This window comes from Roseofilum capinflatum BLCC-M114 (genome assembly GCF_030068505.1).
In the GTDB taxonomy this organism is placed as follows: Bacteria; Cyanobacteriota; Cyanobacteriia; order Cyanobacteriales; family Desertifilaceae; genus Roseofilum; species Roseofilum capinflatum.
In genome coordinates this window covers 132,449-152,241 of record NZ_JAQOSO010000096.1, presented here as the reverse complement: position 1 = coordinate 152,241, position 19,793 = coordinate 132,449, and the positions used below count along the sequence as shown (strand labels likewise).

General features: G+C 47.2%; 13 protein-coding genes. 8 read left to right on the top strand and 5 right to left on the bottom strand.

All coding sequences use genetic code 11. From position 1 onward, the window contains the following. On the bottom strand, positions 1 to 2,998 hold a 2,998-nt coding region (locus PMG25_RS18805; protein ID WP_283768432.1), incomplete at its 3' end, for a tetratricopeptide repeat protein. Between the two features lie 307 nt (positions 2,999 to 3,305). On the opposite strand from PMG25_RS18805, the gene PMG25_RS18800 reads away from it, so the two are divergent. The 3 genes from PMG25_RS18800 to PMG25_RS18790 all read left to right on the top strand — a co-directional run bounded on the left by PMG25_RS18800 (position 3,306) and on the right by PMG25_RS18790 (position 9,397). Further along, entirely contained in the window at positions 3,306 to 6,242 is a 2,937-nt protein-coding gene (locus PMG25_RS18800; protein WP_283768431.1) for an ATP-binding protein, read from the top strand. A 77-nt stretch (positions 6,243 to 6,319) separates the two neighbouring features. Further along, positions 6,320 to 7,372, top strand: a complete 1,053-nt coding sequence (mtnA, locus tag PMG25_RS18795) for an S-methyl-5-thioribose-1-phosphate isomerase (protein ID WP_283768430.1) — start codon at positions 6,320 to 6,322, stop codon at positions 7,370 to 7,372. A 105-nt stretch (positions 7,373 to 7,477) separates the two neighbouring features. Then, a complete protein-coding gene (locus PMG25_RS18790; RefSeq protein ID WP_283768429.1) occupies positions 7,478 to 9,397 on the top strand; it encodes a mechanosensitive ion channel domain-containing protein in 1,920 nt (639 codons plus the stop codon). 19 nt (positions 9,398 to 9,416) lie between these two features. Here PMG25_RS18790 and PMG25_RS18785 read toward each other — a convergent pair whose 3' ends face one another. Beyond that, the gene (locus PMG25_RS18785) at positions 9,417 to 10,922 is read right to left on the bottom strand and encodes a calcium-binding protein (protein ID WP_283768428.1); all 1,506 of its coding nucleotides are present in this window, start codon (positions 10,920 to 10,922) and stop codon (positions 9,417 to 9,419) included. A gap of 317 nt (positions 10,923 to 11,239) precedes the next feature. Here PMG25_RS18785 and PMG25_RS18780 point away from each other — a divergent pair, with 317 nt between their 5' ends. Next, entirely contained in the window at positions 11,240 to 13,003 is a 1,764-nt protein-coding gene (locus PMG25_RS18780; RefSeq protein WP_283768427.1) for a sodium:solute symporter family protein, read from the top strand. Between the two features lie 69 nt (positions 13,004 to 13,072). Here PMG25_RS18780 and PMG25_RS18775 read toward each other — a convergent pair whose 3' ends face one another. Continuing rightward, the gene (locus PMG25_RS18775; RefSeq protein ID WP_283768426.1) at positions 13,073 to 13,558 is read right to left on the bottom strand and encodes a TIGR00725 family protein; all 486 of its coding nucleotides are present in this window, start codon (positions 13,556 to 13,558) and stop codon (positions 13,073 to 13,075) included. Between the two features lie 229 nt (positions 13,559 to 13,787). Continuing rightward, positions 13,788 to 14,234, bottom strand: coding sequence for a Uma2 family endonuclease (locus PMG25_RS18770; RefSeq protein WP_283768425.1), 447 nt, complete (start codon positions 14,232 to 14,234; stop codon positions 13,788 to 13,790). 153 nt (positions 14,235 to 14,387) lie between these two features. Here PMG25_RS18770 and PMG25_RS18765 point away from each other — a divergent pair, with 153 nt between their 5' ends. From PMG25_RS18765 to PMG25_RS18750, 4 genes are read left to right on the top strand one after another with little or no spacing between them, the layout of a single operon-like run. Then, entirely contained in the window at positions 14,388 to 15,332 is a 945-nt protein-coding gene (locus tag PMG25_RS18765; RefSeq protein ID WP_283768424.1) for a glycosyltransferase family 2 protein, read from the top strand. A gap of 3 nt (positions 15,333 to 15,335) precedes the next feature. Next, on the top strand, positions 15,336 to 16,280 hold the full coding sequence (gene ispE, locus PMG25_RS18760; protein ID WP_283768423.1) for a 4-(cytidine 5'-diphospho)-2-C-methyl-D-erythritol kinase: 945 nt from the start codon (positions 15,336 to 15,338) through the stop codon (positions 16,278 to 16,280). A gap of 4 nt (positions 16,281 to 16,284) precedes the next feature. Beyond that, a complete protein-coding gene (locus PMG25_RS18755; protein WP_283768422.1) occupies positions 16,285 to 16,605 on the top strand; it encodes a DUF3082 domain-containing protein in 321 nt (106 codons plus the stop codon). Positions 16,606 to 16,616: 11 nt separating this feature from the next. After that, a complete protein-coding gene (locus PMG25_RS18750; RefSeq protein WP_283768421.1) occupies positions 16,617 to 17,693 on the top strand; it encodes a transporter substrate-binding domain-containing protein in 1,077 nt (358 codons plus the stop codon). Positions 17,694 to 17,797: 104 nt separating this feature from the next. On the opposite strand, the gene bicA is transcribed toward PMG25_RS18750, so the two are convergent. Continuing rightward, a complete protein-coding gene (gene bicA, locus PMG25_RS18745) occupies positions 17,798 to 19,525 on the bottom strand; it encodes a bicarbonate transporter BicA (RefSeq protein ID WP_283768420.1) in 1,728 nt (575 codons plus the stop codon). Positions 19,526 to 19,793 lie beyond the last annotated feature (268 nt).

The window sequence follows — 19,793 nt, the reverse complement described above, 5'->3', positions numbered from 1 at the left end:
TGCCTAAGTTGCCCAAAGAAGAGGCAATGCCAGAGCGATCGCCGATTTGTTGAAAGATTTCCAGAGACTGCTGGTAGAAGGATATGGCACTTTCGTAGTCTCCTTGGGAATGGTAAGCACTGCCTAAGTTGACCAAAGAAGAGGCAATGCCAGAGCGATCGCCAATTTCTCGTTTGATTTCCAGAGACTGCTGATCATAGGATATGGCTCTTTCGTAGTCTCCTTGGGCATAGTAAACGTTGCCTAAGTTGTTGAAAGAATTGGCAATGCCAGAGCGATCGCCGATTTCTTGTTTAATTTCCAGAGACTGCTGGTGGAAGGATATGGCTCTTTCGTAGTCTCCTTGGGAATAGTAAGCACTGCCTAAGTTCATCAAAGAAGTGGCAATGCCAGAGCGATCGCCAATTTTTCTTGTTATTGTCAGAGACTTGTGGTGGTAGAACATAGCTTTTCGGTAGTCTCCTTGGAAATAGTAAGCACTGCCTAAGTTGTTGAAAGAAGTGGCAATGCCAGAGCGATCGCGGATTTGTTGAGAGATTTTCAGAGACTGCTGGTGGTAGGATATAGCGCTTTCGTCGTCTCCTTGGGAATGGTAAGCGTTGCCTAAGCTTGTCAAAGAGGCAGGATAGCGCCAGTCTTGCTGGTTGGGTAAATGGGGCACTAATTGCAGATATAGTTCAATGAGTAGGGCGTTGTAACCCCGTATATGCAAGAACTTGGTTACTGATTCTTTTTGACTTGGATTACTGTAAATCACATCAAATGCCTGTTCATACTCTCCCAACTGGCACAGATGATAAAACAACTCCAAATAATCCTGCACATCCTCAACCGTTGCCGTTTTCCAATCTTCCGGCATTTCACACCGACTGCGATACACCTCCACTGCTCGCTTGTGCGCTTCTCTTACATCCTCAACACGACACCGCAAATACTGCAAAATAAACGGTTGAAACTCGTAGCGTTGTAGCTTTTCCTTGTCTTTTTTCTCCAAAGCCACCAGAAACCCTTGAATCGCTAAATTAGGCAGTTCCTCATCTCCAATACTCCCTCTGACTATCGCTTCGACCAGAGGGCGATCAAACCCTTGGCGCAATACCGTAAGCAGCAATAACCGCTCTTGCCAAACTGGAGATACACAACTCCAGCACCGATCCAAAACGACCAGTAACGGCACATTTTCTTCTTCGCGATGCCTTCCTTTAAGCTGCTGTATTGCTTGACTAATATCTGTCGTTAACTCAGCCAAGGTTATCCGCTCATCTCCTCTCTGAGTGCTTAACATCCCTCCCGCTAGACTTAACGTTAACGGATGTCCGCTTACTTTCTGGGAAAATTGCTCCCGTTCCTCATCGGTTCCCTCAACTCCCCGCGCTGCTAACAACTGCGCTCCTTTTGATTTCGATAATCCGAATTTTAAAGGCAATATCTGGGGGGTGTGTATCCAGGATAATTGAGGTTCAACCTGCGTCGTCACCAAAATCTCTGTCTGATCGCCAGTTGTTAAACACCGTAAACAGCGTTGCAAAAATTCTAAATAGTCCTCATTCTTGACTACTGACTCAAAGTTATCCAACACCAGCAAAAATCGCTTCTGTTGTAACTTCTCGACGAGCATTTTCGATAACTGAGTATCGAGCGTGTTTTCTAAAATGTCTTGGGATACCCCCACCAACTCTCGCAAAACCTGCTTTGCCCAAATCGAAAACAGAGGAGGATTCCCCAACTCTGCCCAATATTTACCGACAAAATCCTGGCGCTCTAGACATACCTTGACCGCGAGGGCAGTTTTCCCCATCCCCGCTATGCCGACAATAATCCCTAATTTCCGATTTCCATTATCCAACCATCTATGAATTGTGGCTAATTCTTCTCTCTCTTGCCAATCATTAATCTGAGGCAAAGCATCCCCGAAAACAGATGAAGTGCTTTCCGGTTGGGGTGTGGGTGTCAATGTCCCAACTCTGTCGAGCAAATCATCAAGCTTTCTGCTATTGTCACTGGCAATATCTTGAATCTCTGCCAATGTTTTGCCAATCTGACTTAATTCACCATATAACCATCCCCGCAAGCGGCTGAGGATATCCTGAGTAATGCCAATTTCCCCTAAAATCACCTCTATCCCCACACCCAACTGCTCGGATAACTGCCGAAACCGCGCCTCATTCCTGGCTAAGTCCTGCTGAAGCTCCCCCAATTTTGCTAATGCTTGGTTCAACTGCTCTTGCTTTTCCTGGGAAACCTGCACCTGCTGCAACCCGTTGTGAATTGCTCCCAACATGGCTATGGTAAACTTCCCAAAGGCTTTGCCCCCCTTATCAAAATCGGCTTTTAACACCTCTTGCAAAGCAAAAGCAAACTTTTCATCTAACTCTGTTGCCAATTTTTTTAATACATCTTCAGGGGGAAGATGACATTTAATGGTAGGGAACAGAGCAGCAGGAACGGCAAAATCTAATCCATTGAAGCCATACTGAAACACATATTCCTGTCTGTCCAAATGTTCCTGATGCAGGCGATCGCACAATTCATGCAATAATGCCAACCAATCCGGCTCCGTCAACACCTTCACGGGTTTCTGACCTAGAGCCTGGCTAAATAAGCCCAAAACCTGGCTATCCTGAATCAGGTCAAATTTCTCATTTTTCTGATTTTCTAAGTCTTTAGCGATGGTTTTCCAGTGTTTGACAGTATATTCAGCCAGGGATACCAGCCCCTTCTTCGATCCCGGATAGGTTCCCGCCTCTGCTCTGGCTTTAATCAGCAGCCCTATAGCCAGCCCCACCGCTTCCGCTAAATCATGATTATGCAATTGCCCCCGACTATCCCGCAACCGCACCGTCAGATTCTCCATGTGCTGGGGTATCACATCATTAGCAATAATCCCCGCAACCACGGAAGCCACGGAAGTGCCCAAGACACCCCCACACACCGTTCCTCCGGCTAACAAAGCCGTAGAACCGATTAACCGAGCCTTGGGTTGAGTAATGAAATCCATCGATACGCAAACAGTAGCGTTGTTTGTCTTTATTCTATCCCCATTTCTAAAACATACATTTCCATTGCCAAACCTAGCGATCGCCCAGAGTCCCCCTTATCTGGCACAGAATACTATAGTAGCGTGAGACACTGCGGCCAGCATCGAGTTGATTTAAGATATTTATCATTACTGAAAGCATCTATCTTAAGCAAAACCCCCTTAGATGAGCGGGTAGAATACTCTATCGTCGCTAAAAAACTTTACCGAACTGTAGATCGAACCATAAAGGTCAACCTCTAACGTTGGTCAATGAGATACACATTCTATGACTCTGTTGATGAAGAATCTGGTTAAAGGCATCGTTAAAGAGCGGCGAGATTATAATACTTGGGTAGCCAATGAAACCCTAGAAGATTATTCTCTGCGCTATGCCCCCAAATCTTTCCGTAAATGGTCGGAGTTTTTGGTGGCAAATACGGCGCTTGGGGGGATCTCTTTTCTGGCATTGGAGGCGATCGGAGCTTCTTTATTAATCAATTATGGATTTACCAATGCATTTTGGGCGATTTTATTTTCAGGCTTAATTATTTTTCTGGCGGGTGTGCCCATTACCTATTATGCCGCCAAATACAGTATTGATATGGATTTGTTGACCAGGGGTGCAGGATTTGGCTATATCGGCTCAACCCTTACGTCCTTGGTTTATGCTTCGTTTACCTTTATTTTCTTTGCCTTAGAAGCGGCAATTATGGCCCAAGCCTTGGAGTTATATTTTCATTTACCCTTGGCTTGGGGCTATTTGGTCTGTTCGGTGGTGATTATTCCCTTAGTTTTCTATGGGGTGACGTTGATTAATCAGTTGCAACTGTGGACGCAGCCGATTTGGTTATGTTTGATGATTTCGCCCTATGTTTTTGTGGCCTATAAGGAGCCGGGGGCATTTCAATATTGGCTTGATTTTGCCGGACATTCAGCGAGTGGAACGGGGTTCAATTCCCTGTTGTTTGGGTCAGCAGCAACGGTGTCTTTGGCTATGATTGCCCAGTTAGGAGAACAGGTGGATTATTTACGGTTTTTGCCGGAAAAGACCTCGGAAAATGCTTGGAAATGGTGGTTAGCTGTGTTAGCAGCAGGGCCGGGTTGGGTGTTTTTGGGCATGGCGAAACAGTTAGGGGGGTCTTTTTTAGCAGCTTTGGCGATCGCCCATGGATTGGCCGAAAGTGAAGCTAAACAACCGATTCAAATGTATCTGGGTGGGTTTGCGGATATGTTTGACGATCCGGGGGTAGTGTTGGCCGTGGCGACCCTATTTGTGATAATTTCTCAAGTGAAAATTAATGTTACCAATGCCTATGGAGGATCGTTGGCTTGGTCTAATTTTTTCTCCCGTGTGACCCATTCTCATCCGGGGCGGGTAGTCTGGTTAGTGTTTAATGTGACGATCGCCCTGCTGCTGATGGAATTAGGCGTATTTGAGACTCTGGAGGCGGTTTTGGGGCTATATTCCAATGTGGCGATCGCCTGGATCGGGGCATTAGTCGCCGATTTAGTCATTAATAAACCCCTGAAACTCAGCCCTTCCTATATCGAGTTTAAGCGAGCCTATCTCTACAATATCAATCCCGTCGGCTTTGGTTCCATGGCGATCGCCTCCGCAGTTGCCATTATCGCCTTTCTGGGACTCTTGGGCCCTTATCTGCAAGCCTATTCCGCCTTTTTAGCCTTGGGCATTGCCCTGATTTTATCGCCCCTATTGGCTTGGATAACCCAGGGAAAATATTATATCGCCCGTACAAACGAACTCCGCGATCGCATCAACCTCAGTCCCTCCCTGATTCAATGCTCCATTTGCGAACAGCACTACGAACCGGCCGATAGTGCCTATTGTCCCATTTATCAGGGCCACATTTGTTCCCTCTGTTGCACCCTAGAAGCCCATTGTCATGATGCCTGTAAGCATACCGCAGAAACTCAATTGTTCTGGTTTTCCCAGGGGTGGATCTCCCCAATTGGACAACACTTTTCTCCCCAATTTCTCAAACGGGTTATCCGCTTTTTAGGCGGCTTTTTCCTCTTAGCCGGAACCAGTGGAGCCGTCTTAGGTTTAGTCTTCTTCTTTGGAGTGTGGGAATCTGCCCAGGTTCCAGCCGAAGAGATTCCCTTCATTACCACTCTGTTCTTAAAAATCTATTCTTTACTCTTAGTCCTATGTGCAGTGGGAGCTTGGTGGTTTGTCCTAAGTGAAGAAAGTCAAGAGTTAGCCGAAGAAGAATTAGACAAGCAAAATTTACAATTACAAGCGGAAATTGAAGAACGGGAACGCACCCAATTCGCTCTACAAGAGTTAACCCATCAACTCGAACAACGAGTCGCGGAACGAACCGCCGAGTTATCGACAACTTTACAGCAGCTCAAACGCACTCAAAGCCAATTGGTACAAACCGAAAAAATGTCTAGTTTGGGTCAATTAGTGGCAGGAATTGCCCACGAGATCAATAATCCAGTTAATTTCATTTACGGCAATCTAATCCATGCCGTTGATTATGTGGATGATTTATTAAAATTACTTGATGCTTACGAACAGGAATTAGAACATCCAAGCCAAAAACTGACCGCATTAAAAGATGAATTGGAGATTGGATTTATTCGTGAAGACTTGCCTGAACTGTTACAGTCTATGCAGGTGGGAACTAATCGCATTCGGCAAATTGTTTTGTCTTTACGGGTGTTTTCCCGGTTAGATGAATCTGATTTCAAGGTTGTGGATATCCATGATGGGATTGAAAGTGCATTGATGATTTTGGGGAATCGATTGAATCAAACCCCTACAAATCCAGGGATTAAAGTGATTCGGAACTATGAAAAATTGCCCTTGATTGAATGCTATCCAGGACAGCTTAATCAGGTGTTTATGAATATTTTAGTGAATGCACTTGATATTTTTGAAGAGCAGAATAAATGCCGATCTTGGGAGGAACTGGTTCAATCTCCCAATCAAATTACAATTACGACTGAGATCCAACAGCCCCATTGGGTTTCGATTGCGATCGCCGATAATGGGCCAGGAATTCCTGCATCGATTCAGCCTAAAATTTTTGATGCCTTTTTTACAACCAAACCGGTGGGTAATGGCACGGGTTTAGGCTTATCGATTAGTTATGAAATTATTGTGAAAAAACATCATGGACAGTTAAGCTGTTTCTCGGATGTGGGCAAGGGAACAAGGTTTATCATTGAAATTCCGATACGGCAGAATCATTAAGATAGGGAAATGCTGTATTAGCTGTATTACTATAGAGTATTACTATAGAAAGGTCAAAAATAGTAAATTCAAGTCCCATGGTTTGCAATACTCCGGTTTATCCTGTGCGTTGGGATCGAGACTATCAATGCGTGATTCTGATCGATCAAACTTGCCTACCGGGAGAATATACAACGGTGAGCATTCGTAACTCATCTGAGATGGCACGGGCGATTAAAACAATGATTGTGCGAGGCGCTCCGGCGATCGGAGTTTCGGCAGCTTATGGCATGGCTTTAGGAGCGCGGGAAATTCAAACTCAAGAGCGTGCCCTGTTTCTGGAGCAACTCGAAGCAGTGGCGGAAAGGCTCAAACAAACTCGCCCAACGGCGGTGAATTTGTTTTGGGCTATTCAACGGATGTTAGAAACGGCTCGGAATATATCCGGTTCTGTCGGGGAAATTCAGTCCCAATTGTTGGCTGAGGCTGAACAGATCCAACAAGAGGATATACAGACTTGTCAGGCGATCGGAGAAGAGGGGGTTAAAGTATTACCAGATACGCCAGATCGGTTAAATCTGTTAACTCACTGCAATGCCGGGGCTTTGGCTACAGCCGGGTATGGAACAGCTTTAGGGGTGGTGAGAAGTGCTTGGGCACAGGGACGGTTGAAGCGTGTCTATGCGGACGAAACTCGCCCCCGGTTGCAAGGGGCAAAGTTGACGGCTTGGGAATGCGTGCAAGAAGGAATACCGGTTACGGTGATTACGGATAATATGGCGGCCCATTGTATGCAACAAGGTAGGATTGATGCAGTCGTAGTGGGAGCCGATCGCATTAGCGCCAATGGGGATACGGCCAATAAAATTGGAACCTATAGTGTGGCTCTGGCGGCGAAAGCTCACAATATTCCGTTTTATGTTGCGGCTCCCCTGTCTACCGTGGATTTTAAGTTAGCCGATGGCGGAGAAATTCCGATCGAAGAGCGCGATAGTCAAGAAGTGGCGCAAGTGGGAGAAACCCAGATTACACCAGCCGGTGTGGAGTATTATAATCCCGCGTTTGATGTTACTCCTGCGGCGTTGATTGCAGGGATTATTACGGAAAAAGGGGCAGTTGCGCCCCAGGATTTAATTAATCTGAAGGAGTAGAGACAGATGGCTCGACGAGGGCATAGGGGATATCCTCAGACAAGAAGCAGACGCGGTTTAGTTCCACTGCTGTGGATCGGTGTATTGGGTTTGGTGATATGGGGAATGACTCTATCTTTACCAGGATGGGGACAAACGCCATCAACGGCAACGGTGGCTAGTAAGGCTCCAATTGTATTGGATGGTTATGAGTTATTTGAGGTAGAAGCGTCTGGGAATTTTAGCGCTCAGGAAAGAGCCAAGCAAGTGAATCAGCTCTTACAGGAAAAATTGGATGGGGCGATCGCCACTAATACCCCGCCTGAAGTCAAAATTGTTGAGCATAACGGCCAAGTCAGTCTGCAAGTGAATAACCGTCACCTGATCTCGGTCAGTGAATCGGATATGATGCCAGGGCATCCCTCCCTAGAACAGGCTCAAATTTGGCGAAATGAGATTCAGCAAGCTCTGCAACGCGCTCGCCGGGAACGAACCCCGATTTATAGAGCCTGGGCAATTAAAATGGCCCTGATTGCCAGTGGTGTGGCGATCGCCCTGCAATGTCTCTGGTTTTGGCTACAAAGACGGTTACGACGACAAAAAAACCAGGATGGGGAGCTGATTAAAACCTCCTGGAAAATCTTAGCCCTGATCCTGTTACAAGTGGCGACTTGGCTGATCTTTATCTCTTATGTCACCAATCTTTTTCCCCTCAGTCGTCGCTGGCTCTATCGTACCTATATTCTCTTGCGGAATCTGTTTTCGGCGCAAATTTTTACCGTCGGAGAACGGGCCTTATCCCTGAATAATTTACTGTTAATTGGAGTAATGGCGATCGCCTTAATATTCCTGACTAACTCCTTTACCGAAGTTCTCAAGGCCAAAATTGTCCCCCTGGTGGGAGTCAATCGCCATTCCCAACAGGCGATCGCCTCCTTTATTCGCTATGGTCTGCTGTTTATTGGATTTCTGCTCATTCTCACCCTCAGTGGGGTAGACTTTAGCTCCTTGGCGATCGTCATTAGTGTCCTCGGTGTGGGGATTGGGTTCGGTCTACAAAACATCGTCAAAGATTTTATTAGCGGCCTAATTATGATCTTTGAACGACCCATCCAAGTGGGAGAACTGGTGCAAGTGGGAGACTTTCAAGGTTTGGTGCAACGCATCGGCCCCAGAGTGACCGAAATGACCACCATTGACCGGGTGACGATCATGGTTCCCAACTCTCGCTTTATTGAAGGAGAAGTGCAAAATTGGAATCGTACCGGTTTAACCCGTCTGAAAGTATATGTGGATGTGGCCTATGGCTCGGATATGCAACGGGTTCATGATATCCTGCTGGCCGTTGCCCAACTTCCCCACCCGGAAATTCTCCGCCATCCCCCACCGAAAGCCCAATTTAGAGGTTTTGGAGAGAGTGCCCTTAATTTTCGCATCGTGGTCTTTATTCGAGACCCCTTGAAACAACCGAAAGTGAGAACCCATTTACTCCATCACATGGCCCTGTATTTGCAATACTATGGCATTGAAATTCCCTTTCCTCAACGAGATTTACATCTTAAACTCCCTGGACTCGAACAAGTTACCGATACCTGGTTAAAACAGCAAGGGCGAGAGAATTGGCAACCCTCCCCTGTCCCCATACCCGAACCCCCTAAAATTCAGCCCGAATATGATTGGGAAGATATCATTCAACGAATGCGGGGCCCGGAAGGTCTGTCTATTCGCGATCGCCGCTATGGTTTAAAAGTCTTTTCTCACTGTTTTACCGGGACTGAAGTGGTGGAGTGGCTAATGCAACACGAACAAGCCACCCGTATGGAATCGGTCATGATGGGACAAATGATGGTCGATATGGGGATTTTTCATCATGTTTTGGATGAGCATGAGTTTGAAGATACGACCCTCTTCTATCGCTTTTATGCCGATGAAACCCCTTCAGATGATAAGGATACTCACTATTCTGCCACTCTGGGGGGCGATCGCCCGGATGAACAGGGAATGGAAAAAAATACGGAGACTGATTCTACTGTTATTGAAGATTAACCATTTCTCCTCTGAATCCTTATTGGGGGATGGGTGGGACAATATTGGGAATATAGATCACATCAGGAAACAACGATGGCGGTATATAGGGCATGATTTGGGGATTGAAGACATCAGCTCCCGTTTGCATCTCTGAGGGAGAAAGGGAGGTAAAATGGTCGGCACTTAATCCAGAACTGTAATCGATTAGAGTGCCTAAACTTTGTCCGGTGGCACGAACTTTAATCACCGTATCTAGGGCCAAGGTTCCGCCCACATTGACCGTAGTATCCAAGTCTAGATCCGAGAAAGTTAAGCCATCCGTGAGACCGATGCGGTCTTCATTGCCATTCCAATCGAGAATTTGATCGACCAAACCGGGATTGTTGTTGGCTTCATCGTAGCGCAAGACCAAGGTATCGGCCTCTTCACCCCCCATGAGCAAATCGAAGCCTAAATCTCCCACGAGGAAATCTTGGCCGGCTCCCCCCTGCAAGGTATCATTGCCTTGGCCGCCTCGCAAGGTATCATTGCCTGAGTCTCCCCAAAGGCGATCGGAGTCGAGATCCCCCCGTAGCAGATCGTGCAACAGGCCACCAAAGAGGAAATCATTACCTTGTCCTCCCAACAGGCGATCGCTATCTCCCCCACCCCACAATTGATCCTCACCCTCATTTCCCAGAATGATTTCACTAAAAGGTGAACCAAATACTCGGTCATCTCCCTCTAAAGCCCAAAGACCCCCGAACAGATTAACAATAGAATAATTTCGGGCTAAAGGGTTGATCGAGGGAATGATCAGATCGTGGCCCTCTGTTCCTACCCGACGCTCTAGGGGGAAAGGAGAGGGACTTGAGGTTAACACCGTTCCCCTCGTGGGGAGTAGGGACTCCGTTAAACCGTCTGCAACTTCGATGGATAGGGAGCCGAGGGAAAATATTGAACTGGCTTGATCTGTGTTATCTCCTAAGAAAAACCAATTCGGGTATGAATAGGTATTGGTTTCACCCACCCCATAGTTACGAAGGGGCCCGCTTAGGATCGGTTGTCCATTGGCCAAAAGGGTATAGCTCTGATCCTTGACTGCTAATTCATAGTCGGTTGCACTTTGAGTATTAAAGTTAACGGATTCTCCGGGGATGAAATCAGCATTTTTGGCAAAAATTTGGGTTTCGGTAAACCCGAACTCGATTTCACCAGCTTCCTTATCACTCACCACCAGCAGGGTTAAACCAGCCTGATTGGGATCGGAACTCTGCTCTGAGTCGAGGGCGAGGTTAAAGGATACGGTATAGCCCTCTGTCGGGTTGAGGACGGGAAATCGGGCGTTGAAAGGGTTGACGTGAGGAGAGCTGTTAACTGGGAAGGGGAGTTGCAGCAAACTATAGTTGACGTACCCTAAAGAGGGCGGGCCGTTGTGAGTGTTGACCGTGACCCGATTGTTACTGAGGACATCCGCTTGCGAAGAGCCATTACCCTGTAAAAACAAGTAGCCTTGTTCGGTGGGGAGAGTATTTAACGCGCCATCAAAAAGAATGGTTTCCACAGTGACCTCCTGATGTGAATTATCCTGTGACTTCTTTTAATTAAGACTACAAGCGCTTTGCGTAAGTTTCCTGGGATCGCTGGGATCGAGAAGCCCCTCATCCCCCTACCCCCTTCTCCCGCAGGCGCTGCCCTGAGCGAAGCCGAAGGGAGAAGGGGGAAAAAGTCCCTCTCCCGTGGGAGAGGGATTGAGGGAGAGGGCATTTCCCGTTGCACAACTTATTTAGACTAGCTATATTACCCATTTTTAATTTTTAATTTTTAATTTTTAATTTTTAATTGATATAAGATTAAGAGCGCCGCTATTGCCAGAGGTCTATGGCTCTAATTGATTGGTTGATTGTTCTGTTGTATCTCGTCTTAACGTTAGGGTTGGGGTTATATCTATCGGGGAAAGCCTCGGAGGGATTAGAGGCGTTTTTTGTGTCGGGGCGATCGCTCCCTTGGTGGCTCTCTGGAACCAGTATGGCAGCCACAACGTTTTCCATTGATACTCCCCTCTACATTGCCGGAGTCGTTGCCAGTCGCGGCATTGCGGGGAACTGGGAATGGTGGAGTTTTGGTATTGCCCATGTGGTGATGATTTATATCTTTGCGCGGATGTGGCGCAGATCGGGGGTGGTGACGGATGCCCAGCTAACGGAGATTCGCTACGGGGGATCGATGGCGGCAATTTTACGGGCAGTGAAGGCCTTTTTGTTTGCCGTTCCGATTAATTGTATCGGTATTGGGTACGCGATGCTGGCCATGGTTAAGGTGATTGATGCCCTGGAATTGTGGCAAAGTTTGGGTATCGAACCGGGGGAGAATCTGAAACTCTGGAGCGTGGTGGGGGTGAGTTTATTTGTCCTATTTTATGCCGGAATTTCTGGACTCTGGGGCGTGGTGGCGACGGATTTTTTCCAGTTTTTCTTAGGGTTATTTGGGGCGATCGCCGTGGCAGTGATTGCCGTTAGTCATATTGGCGGTATTCATGAGTTAATTCCCTTGCTGCAAGAACGGACAGATACGGATATTCTGGCCTTTATTCCCCTGAATGGAGAAGCCGCAAGCCTCAGTTTAAGTACCTTTGGCGCGTATCTGCTGATCCAATGGTGGGCGTTTCGGCGCAGTGATGGGGGTGGGGAATTTATCCAACGGTTGTTAGCCTCGAAAGATGAAGCGGAAGCGGAAAAGGCGGCTTGGTTTTTCAATATTTTGCACTATGTAATCCGCACTTGGCCCTGGATTTTAGTGGCGCTGGTGGCTCTGGTGATTTATCCCAATCTCGAAGATCCAGAGTTAGGCTATCCGAAATTAATGTTAGATTTCTTGCCTCCAGCCCTGTTGGGGGTAGTGGTGGCTTCTCTGCTGGCAGCTTTTATGAGTACGGTTTCGACCTCGATTAACTGGGGCGCATCCTATTTAACCAATGATTTATATTTACGCTTTTTCCGCCCGGAGTCTAGCCAGTCGGAGTTAGTGCTAGTCGGTCGTGTTTCTTCGATTATGGTAACGGTTTTAGGGGCGATCGCCGCCTTCTATTCCCAAGACGTAGCCACCGTGTTTCGGTTGGTGATTGCGATCGGAACCGGGCCAGGATTAGTCCTGATTCTACGCTGGTTTTGGTGGCGCATCAATGCGGCTGCTGAATTAGCCTCCATGGTGGGTGGCTTTGTCGTGGGATTAACCACCAGTGTTGTACCCGTATTAACCATCGAAGATTTCGGTCTCCGCTTATTGGTGACGGCTGGTATTAGCGGCGTTTGCTGGGTAGCTGCCATGCTCCTCACCCCTCCAGAGTCCGATCGCACCCTAGATGAATTCTATCGGTTAGTGCGACCTGGCGGCCCGGGCTGGCGAAAAGTGCGATCGCGCACGGGATTACCACCCGCACAAAGCTTACCCCAAGATTTACTCAAAGTCACCGCCGCCAGCTTGATTCTATTTGGCGCAATGTTCGCCGTAGGCGGGTTTTTACTCTTAAATCAGAGAGTTGGTTGGATCAGCTTAATCATCGCCGTTGCTGGAGCGATGATGTTGCGCTATGTGAGTCAATTAAGAATTGCTCCCATGGCTCGACCGGGGTTAAAGGATGAGTAAGGGCTTGCAGGGGAAACTCTCAGCATCAGAAGGAATACATGATTGTTTCCCCAATACACCGGCTAGGATTTAAAGACACTGTTTCACTTGGGAAATGGCCGCTTCTGGAGAATCTACAGGATAAACTAAATTAGGGGAAAATTGGGCAAAAAAAGGGTAGGCTTGGCGGTTATCCGTTAAGAGAATCACCGATTTTTGATTTTTCAGAGCCAGGGCAACCTCGGAAGCAGTTCCGAGTCCCATTCCGCAGGCAATCACCACATCAGAAGAGAGAACATTAATGTTATTGCGGGCATTGCCTAAATCCGTAAGAATGGCAATATCAACCGCGTTGGAAATGCCAGTTTTATCCGCAGTTGGTAGAATGCCGATGGTGAGTCCCTGAGCAGATTTCGCCCCCTGAGACGCGGCTGCCATGACTCCCGCATTTCGCCCCCCGGTGAGTAAAATCCAACCGTTTTGGGCAATCAGTTGACCGAGGGTATAGGCATGTTCGAGATCCCGTTGACTGGCTCCTGTACCCGGGCCCATAATGCCAATAATGGTTTTTGTCATAGTTTGCCTGGCGCAAGTCTATATGAATTGGGATTACAGCGCTTTGCGCTCTTAAGTAATGAGTAATGAGTAATGAGTAATGAGTAATGAGTAAGAAAGTCCCTCTGAGTCTTGTATAAGGGCAGATTGAGGGTGATTCAAATGTACCCCATAGCAGCGAAAACTGCTGTAACGACCAAAACTCATTTTTAATTTTTTCGGCTGTCGCCGACATGAAAATTTTTAATTTTTAATTGATATGATGGCGATCGTTTTGCCAAAACCAAACCTCTGGGATACTGAATCTGCGATACTTTTCTAGCTTATCAATGCCAGCGCTCGTTAAAACCACTTCAATGGCTAAATCGGGATATTCTTTATCTTCTCCAAAACAATAGGATTCATCGGGACTAAATGAAGCACCTCGTTCTTCGGCTTCGCAGGTGGCATTCCCGACGGGGAAAAAAGGAATCCCCATCTCAAAGAAATAGACTTCTAATAAAATCGCAATTAATTTCTTAATCCGTTCGTGTTCTCGGCTGGTGGTCATAAACTGAATATAGCCATCGACATAACGAACCTTTAAACCAGGGATCTCTTCTACCCAGATTTGCATAGTTTTGAACTGCTGCCAATTGTGACATCCAGGAAGGATAAGCTGTTGTTCGCCGGTTGTCTCTACAATAGATGGCATCATGACCCGTGTCCTGAGATAAACTCTGTTCTCGATCCAATCATAATGTGGATCGCTAAGATCTTGCCCTCTCCCTTTCATGTCCGCTTTGCGGAAAATCCCTCTCCCACGGGAGAGGGACTTAAATGAAATTGCTGTATCCATTTCCCAGACATTATGAACGCGCCTTTTTTTCCCCAAGTTTCGGTTATTGTGCCGGTGTATAACGGTGAGGAGGACTTGCCGGAGCTGTTGGAGGGGTTTCGGAATCAGACCTATCCAAGCGATCGCCTAGAATATCTGATTGTAGACAATGGGAGCCGCGATCGCACCGCCGAAATTCTGCAAAGTTCCGACTTACCCAACCTCAAACCCCTCAGTCAAACCCAGATCCAAAGCTCCTATGCAGCGCGAAACCTGGGCATTAAAACCGCTCAGTATGACATTCTCGCCTTTACCGATGCTGACTGTCGTCCCCAACCGCAATGGTTAGAAAACCTAGTTCAACCGTTTGCCAAGCCAGACATTGGGTTATCCATTGGCGAAATTATCGCTCTTTCTGGTAATACTCTACTGGAACAACACGCCGATCGCCAAGAAACCCTCTCCCAAAAACATACCCTTGCTAACCCCTTCTGTCCCTATGGACAAACCGCCAACTTAGCCGTGCGTCGCTCTATTTTCGATCGAGTCGGCTTATTCCGTCCCCATTTAACCACCGGAGGAGATGCGGATATGTGCTGGCGTATCTTGCGCGAAACCGACTGCAAATATGAGTTTGTCCCCGATGCAACCGTCAAACATCGCCACCGTCGCACCCTGAAGGAACTGCAAAAACAATGGTATCGCTATGGGGAGTCGAACCGCTATCTGCATCAACTCCATGGGGTAGACTTGATGCGTCCCCTAACGCTCAAAGAAACCCTCTATCGGACGGTGCGCTGGATGCTCAAAGAAGTCCCTATTACCAGCACCAAAATGCTCTTAGGGAGGGCTGATATTGTAGACTTAGTGAATACTCCTTTGGGGTTGTATATGTTCCAAGCGAGAACCCAAGGGCAAAAATTATCCGATCTGCCGGAAAATGCCCGCTATATCGAACCCCTCACCCCCAACTCCTAAACCATGCGTTCATATACCCTATTAGCGTGCGCGAAAATTAATCTATACCTGGAGATTGTCGGCGATCGCGCCGATGGTTATCATGAATTAGCCATGATCATGCAAAGTGTAGATTTGTGCGATCGCGTTCATATCGAACCCTCTGGTACAGATAGTATTCGCATCACCTGCAACCATCCCGACGTTCCCAGCGACTCCAGCAACTTAGCCTACCGTGCAGCCGAGTTAATGCGCTCCGAGTTTCCCGAAGCCTTTGCTCGATACGGTGGTGTTAATATTTATATTACAAAAAGAATTCCCGTGGCCGCTGGGTTAGCCGGAGGGTCGAGTAATGCGGCTGCTGTAGTTGTGGGAATCAATTTATTATGGAATTTGGGCTTAACCCAGGGAGAATGCGAACAGTTAGGGGCTGGGTTAGGGTCAGATGTGCCTTTTTGCATCCGAGGGGGAACCGCTCTAGCCACGGGACGGGGAGAAAAATTATCACCTCTGCCAGATTTGGATCAATTGTATGTGGTGTTAGCCAAGTATGACAGCGTGAAGATATCCACCGCTTGGGCGTATAAAACCTATCGTGCCACCTATGAAGAGACCTATATTCGCGACCCGGAACATATTGAAGCCTACGGTCAAAAAGTCCATTCTGGGGCCATGGTGAGGGCGATCGCCAGTAAGGATCATGCCATCATTACCGAAGAATTGCGGAATGATTTTGAAAAAATTGTCTTACCCGAATATCCCCAACTGGTTAGCCTCAAACAACGGTTTATGGAAGCTGGGGCCCTAGGTACACTCATGTCCGGTTCCGGGTCTACCGTCTTTGCCCTTACCGAATCCCAGTCGGAAGCCGACCGCATAAAAGCTTACATTGAACAAGACTTACATCACCCAGATCTGAACTTTTGGGTGGCTCAGTTTTCCCCCACAGGCATTAAAGTGAGTGAATAGATTTATGAATGAGAACGAATCAACCGCCGAGGAGAACAAGAACAGCTCCATTTCTGCCAAGGTTACCCCAGTGCGCTGTTTCACTGGGGCACTCATGAGTGGAGCGATCGCCTACTTTCTCTATTTCCTCTCCCTATCCATTATCCAGACCTTTGCAGAAAAACCCCTAGCCACTAAAAATGCGATCGCCCTCAATATTGGCGCAGCCGTCCGTACCCTAGTCATGGGAATGGGATTATTAGCGACTGGCGTATTTGCCCTGACTACGGTAGGATTAGTGGCCCTAGCGATTCAACTCGCCCTTCGCAAAAGCAGTGCCCATTAATCCCCGTTTGGATGAAACAGAACCTATTATCGCTCATTAGCAGCATCAGTCTACTGGTCTTCAATTGTAGCTTCAGTGGGGTTGCTCTAGCCCAAAACACCGATTCCCCGGTCTTAAAAGTAGGGACAAAATCCGTTGAACCCTTCGTGTTTATGGAATCCGACCGCGATCCCTCTGGCTATAGCATTGAACTCTGGCAAACAGTGGCAAACGATCTGAACCTAGAGTATGAATGGGTGATTTTTGATTCCGTTGGCGAAGTTTTAGCAGCCGTTGAAGCAGAAGAAGTCGATTTGGCGATCGCCGCCTTTACCATTACCGCCGACCGAGAACAAACCCTAGATTTCTCCCATCCCTACTATCCCACAGGCCTACAAGTCATGGTCAGGGATAATCGCCGACGACCCCTGCTCATTCTATGGTCTTATATCAGCTCTCCAGAAGCCCTAAGAGCGATCGGTATTTTACTCGGAATTTCCCTCATTTCTGCCCACCTTCTCTGGATTTTTGAGCGCCACCACAATCCCGATATGTTTCCCAAAACCTATCTAAAGGGAATCTGGGAAGCCCTCTGGTGGTCATTGGTCACTGCGACAACCGTCGGGTATGGAGACAAAAGTCCTGTCGGATTTGTAGGGCGCTTAGTTGCCATATTTTGGATGTTTGTCAGCCTATTTGTCGTCGGGTATTTCACCTCTTCTTTAACCGCCCAGCGTCTCAGAGCTGCCTCAACGATTCAAGATTTATACGGGAATCCCGTTGGCGTTGTCGGTGAAACAACGGCCGCTGAATTTGTGCGCCAACAACCCATGAAAATGGTTCCCTTTGCCTCCTACGAACAAGGGTATCAAGCCCTAAGAGAAGGCAAGATTCGTGGATTTGTCGCCGATGCGCCCACCTTGCGATACCATGCCTCCAACAACCCTGAATTCCGTCTACTGCTCCCTCTGTTGAATCAGGAATACTATGGCATTGTTTTTCCCCAAGAAAGTCCCCTAACCGAACAGATCAATGTTCACTTGTTGCAATTACAAGAACAAGATTGGATTGAGTCTCTCAACCAGAAATGGTTCCCCCAAACCCAATAATATCGCCTTTTCCTTGCCTGTCGGACTTGAAACGCAAGAAAAAGGCGAATAGGACAGGCCTGATTAATCGGGACTTTTAAGAGAACCGATCGCCCCTTATCCATTCAATTGTTCAACGAAGGACGGGATAAATCAGGGGAAGACTCAATATCAGAAGCGCGATCGCTTTCAGACTCATAGGTTTCAGAGTTGAGTAATGCGATCGCCTGACGCAAAGATTCCGTGCGGTCTACAAACAGATGATGGGGAGGCAACTTTGCCAACACACCCAACTTTTCTAACCGTCGTTTCACCTTACCCGTAGCACCCACGATCATCACCTGACGACCTTCATCCAGAGCATCTTCAATCGCATTTTGAATCGCTAAAGAAGACGTAACCCCCATCACCGGCACATCCGTCAAATCAACAATCAGGATATCATGGTCTTCCATGGCCGTATGCTCGCGAGAAATCGCCTTAGCCACCCCAAAAATCATCGGCCCGCTTAAGTGGAACAGTAACACCCGGTTGTTTGCGCGATCGAGAAGCTCTTTCTCTTCATCATTGAGCAAAATTGCATCATCAGCATCCGTAATCGTCTTCACATCATTAGACTGAAGTTCAGTCAGACGATCAATCGTCAAGATATTAGCAATAAAGACCCCAACACCAACCGCAGCAATCAAGTCTACAAAAACCGTTAACCCAATCACCCCATACATAATTAAGGCCCCTTTCAAAGAAACCTTATGAGCCTGTTTCAAGAAGCCCCAATCAATAATATCAATACCCACTTTCAGGGCAATCCCTGCCAATACAGCCAAAGGAATACTTTGGGTTAATCCACCAGCAAACAGAACCACACAGAGTAAAGTAACCGCACGAATCACGCCAGAAAGAGCCGTGCGTCCTCCCGTTTGGATATTGATGACCGTTCCCATCGTCGCCCCAGCACCGGCAATCCCTCCGAATAAACCGGACATAATATTACCCAAACCTTGACCAATTAACTCTTTATTAGAGTCATGTTGGGTACGGGTTAAACTATCAGCAACCACAGAAGTTAAGAGGGCATCAATACATCCGAGCATCGCCAGAACGAGAGCATCAACCAACATCGTTCTGAGAGAATCAACACTGAACATCGGTAATTGGATACTCGGTAAACCGCTAGGAATTTCACCAATCCGCCGTAATTCTACATTTCCGAAGAGAGTAACCGAGATAATCGTTCCCACAACTAAAGCAATCAATTGGGGAGGAACTAAACGCTTAACTTTCGACGGAGTTAAGAAGAGAATCGCAACAGTGATTAACGCTAAAATTAATTCTGTAGGTTGAATATTGGTAACTAAATCCGGTAGAGAGGTAATGGTTCCAATCACACCCCCTTTGGGAGAAGCCTGACCTAGGAAGGGCCCCAATTGCAGGATAATCATAATTAAACCAATCCCAGACATGAACCCAGAGATTACCGTGTAAGGCATTAGGGTGACATACTTCCCTAACTTGAGGACTCCAAAGAGAATCTGAAAAACCCCAGCCATCATCACCACAGTAAAGGCCATGGCCAGACCTTCCTCTTGACCGTAGGAGCCAACTAGGCCCGCAATCACAGCAGTCATAATGACCGTCATCGGCCCGGTAGGTTCAGAAATCAGGGTAGGCGTTCCCCCAAACAAGGCCGCAAATAAGCCGACCAAAACTGCACCATAGAGTCCAGCTTGGGCCCCTGCACCAGAAGCGACCCCGAAGGCCAGGGCCATCGGTAGGGCAATTACCGTAGCGGTGAGACCGCCAAAGATATCCCCCTGTAAGTTATTCAAATTGATTCGGTTAAAGACTTTCATTGTTAAACCGGTTTTCCTTAATAGCAAACCCTGTATATCGTGTATTAATATACAGAAAACAAACTTTTAGCTCTCTCTTAGTACATAGATGAAACACTATGTATTTAATAATATTTTTTTGATACTTTTTATAAGTATCCTAAAAATATCGAATAGTAAGAGTAAATCATAGATTGTGCATAAAGTCTCTGGGCTATGAGGGATTCAGCACGACTCAACTCAAAACCCAACCCATCAAAGCCAAAAAGCCGGGGTCATGCCCCGGCTT